Origin of the sequence: Acidisphaera rubrifaciens HS-AP3 (genome assembly GCF_000964365.1) — a bacterium.
Classification (GTDB): domain Bacteria; phylum Pseudomonadota; class Alphaproteobacteria; order Acetobacterales; family Acetobacteraceae; genus Acidisphaera; species Acidisphaera rubrifaciens.
In genome coordinates this window covers 1-2,780 of the sequence record NZ_BANB01000534.1, presented here as the reverse complement: position 1 = coordinate 2,780, position 2,780 = coordinate 1, and the positions used below count along the sequence as shown (strand labels likewise).

The 2,780-nt window shown below is 73.5% G+C and carries 2 protein-coding genes; both read left to right on the top strand.

Annotation, left to right across the window (positions count from 1 at the left end; translation table 11 throughout):
* Positions 1–1,089, top strand: a 1,089-nt coding sequence (locus tag B8460_RS14210) for a DUF4175 family protein (protein ID WP_048862270.1), incomplete at its 5' end; no start/stop codon positions are given.
* Between the two features lie 82 nt (positions 1,090–1,171).
* A complete protein-coding gene (gene gpmI / locus B8460_RS14205) occupies positions 1,172–2,722 on the top strand; it encodes a 2,3-bisphosphoglycerate-independent phosphoglycerate mutase (protein WP_048862269.1) in 1,551 nt (516 codons plus the stop codon).
* The last annotated feature ends 58 nt before the right edge of the window (positions 2,723–2,780 follow it).

Genomic DNA, 2,780 nt, shown 5'->3' with positions numbered 1-2,780 from the left:
GCGCGCGATGCGCTCGACCGCGCGGCCCGCACCCCCGACGACGCCCATCGCGCCGAGGCCGAGCGGAAGCTGGAGGCGCTGCAACGCGCGATCGAACAGCATCTCCGCGCGCTCGCCGAGCAGGCCCGTCGCGATCAGGGGTCGCAGGCCCGCCCGCCCAATGCCGCGCGGCCGGACGGGCAGCAGATGCAGCAGACGGCCCGCGAAGCCGAGCAGGCGACGCGCGAGGGCCGGATGCAGGAGGCGCGCGACAAGATGGCGCAGCTCGAGAAGATGCTGCAGCAGCTGCGCGAGGCGAAGCGGGGCCCCCGTCCGGGCGACACGGCCAATGCCGAGCATCGCCGCGAGGGGCGCAAGCAGATGAGCGCGCTGCAGGACCTGATCCAGCGCGAGGGTGGGCTGCTCGACCACAGCCAGGCCCGCTCCACCGGCGGACAGATCGACAGCCTCACCGGCGAGCCCCTGCCGCCGCCACCGCTCACCGCCGATCAGCTTGCCGTGCGCGATACCGACGTGGTGGTGCAGAAGGCGTTGCGCCGCGCGCTCGGCGAGCTGATGCAGCAGTTCGGCGACCTGACCGGCAAGATCCCGCAACCCCTGGGCGATGCCGATGGCGGGATGCGCGACGCGGCGACCGCGCTGGCGGCCGGGCGCGATCAGCAGGCCGCCGCCGCCGAGCAGCGGGTGATCGAGGCGCTGCAGAAAAGCGGCAAGGACATGAGCCAGCAGCTGACACGCCAGTTCGGTCCCGGGCAGAACGGCAGCCAGCAGCAGGGCGAGCAGCAGCAGGACAGCGACCAGGCCGGGGATCAGGGCGGCGGCATGGAGGACGACGACAGCCAGTCCGACGGCCAGAGCGCCCGCGGCGGCGATCATCGCCGCAGCCACAACGACCGGCGCGACCCGCTCGGGCGGGAGATGGGACAGGGCACCACCGGCGCCGACGAGGGCAACGACGTGGTGGTCCCCGAGCAGATGGAACGCCAGCGCACCCGCGCCATCCAGGACGAGCTGCGCCGTCGCGGCGCCCAGCGGACGCGCCCGCAGGAAGAGCTGGACTACATCAACCGGTTGCTCAGGCAGTTCTGACCTGCGGCGCGCGGGCGCTTCCGGGACCGTTCCGGGACCGCCCGCGCTTGTTGCGGCACCGCGCGGGCCGCTATAGCGGGGCATGTCCACACGCCCGCCCCGCCCCGTGATGCTGGTGATCCTCGACGGCTGGGGCTGGCGCGAGGAGCGGGCGGACAACGCGGTGCTGCTCGCCCGCACGCCGGCCTTCGACCGTCTGTGGCACGACAGTCCCCATGCTTTCCTGCGGACATCCGGGCGCGATGTCGGCCTGCCGGACGGCCAGATGGGCAACAGCGAGGTCGGGCACCTCAACATCGGCGCGGGCCGCGTCGTCATGCAGGAACTGCCGCGCATCGACGCGGCGATCGAGGACGGCTCCATCGAACGTGCCGAGGCGCTGCGCGCGCTGATCGAGGCGACACGCGCGAGCGGCGGCGCCTGCCACCTGCTCGGCCTCGTCTCGCCCGGCGGGGTGCACAGCCATCAGCGCCATGCCGCGGCGCTGGCCGGCATCCTGCGGCGCGCCGGGATACCGGTGGTGATGCATGTCATCACCGACGGCCGCGACACGCCGCCGCAGGCCGGGGCCGGCTACCTGCGCGATCTCCAGGACGCCCTGCCGGCCGACGTGCCGATCGGGACCGTCTCCGGCCGGTACTACGTGATGGATCGCGACCGGCGCTGGGACCGGGAGCAGAAAGCCTATATCGCGCTGGCCGAGGGGCAGGCGCCTGCCTTCGCGGACGCCGCCTCGGTCATCGACGATGCCTATGGCCGCGGCGTGACGGACGAGTTCATCGTGCCGGCCCGGGTCGGCGCCTATGCCGGCATGGCCGACGGCGACAGCCTTCTGTGTTTCAACTTCCGCGCCGACCGGGTGCGCGAGATCCTGGGCGCGCTGGTCGATCCGGCCTTCGACGGGTTCGCGCGGCCGCGCATGGTGCGCTTTGCGGCGGCGGCCGGCATGACCCAGTACAGCGACGTGCTGGCGCCGCTGCTCGGCGCCCTGTTCCCGCCGCAACCGATGCACGACCTGCTGGGCGACGTGGCGGCCGCCGCCGGCCGGACGCAGCTGCGCATGGCGGAGACGGAGAAGTATCCGCACGTCACGTATTTCCTCAACGGCGGCCGGGAGACGCCGAGCGTGGGCGAGGACCGGATCATGGTCCCGTCGCCCAAGGTCGCGACCTATGATCTGCAGCCGGAGATGTCGGCGCCGGAGCTGACCGCGCGGGCGGTCGAGGCGATCGGGTCCGGCCGCTATGACCTGATCGTGCTCAACTTCGCCAATCCCGACATGGTGGGCCACACCGGCAGCCTGGAGGCGGCGATCCGCGCGGTGGAGACGGTGGACGCCAGCCTGGGGCGCATCGCCGAGGCGATCGCGGCGGCGGGCGGGGCGCTGCTGGTGACGGCGGATCACGGCAATTGCGAGATGATGCGCGACCCGGTGACCGGCGGCCCGCATACGGCGCACACGACCAACCCGGTCCCGGTGCTGCTGGCCGGCTGTCCCGCCGGCGCGCGGCTGCACGACGGCCGGCTGTCCGACATCGCGCCCACGCTGCTGGCGCTGATGGGTCTGCCGCAGCCGGCGGCGATGACCGGACGCTCGCTTCTCTCCGGCGATGCGCCGGGCGGCACGGCCTAGCGTCCGCCCGGCCGCAACGCGGGCCGGGCCCCCGGCGGTGATCCTGGCCGCGGCCGTC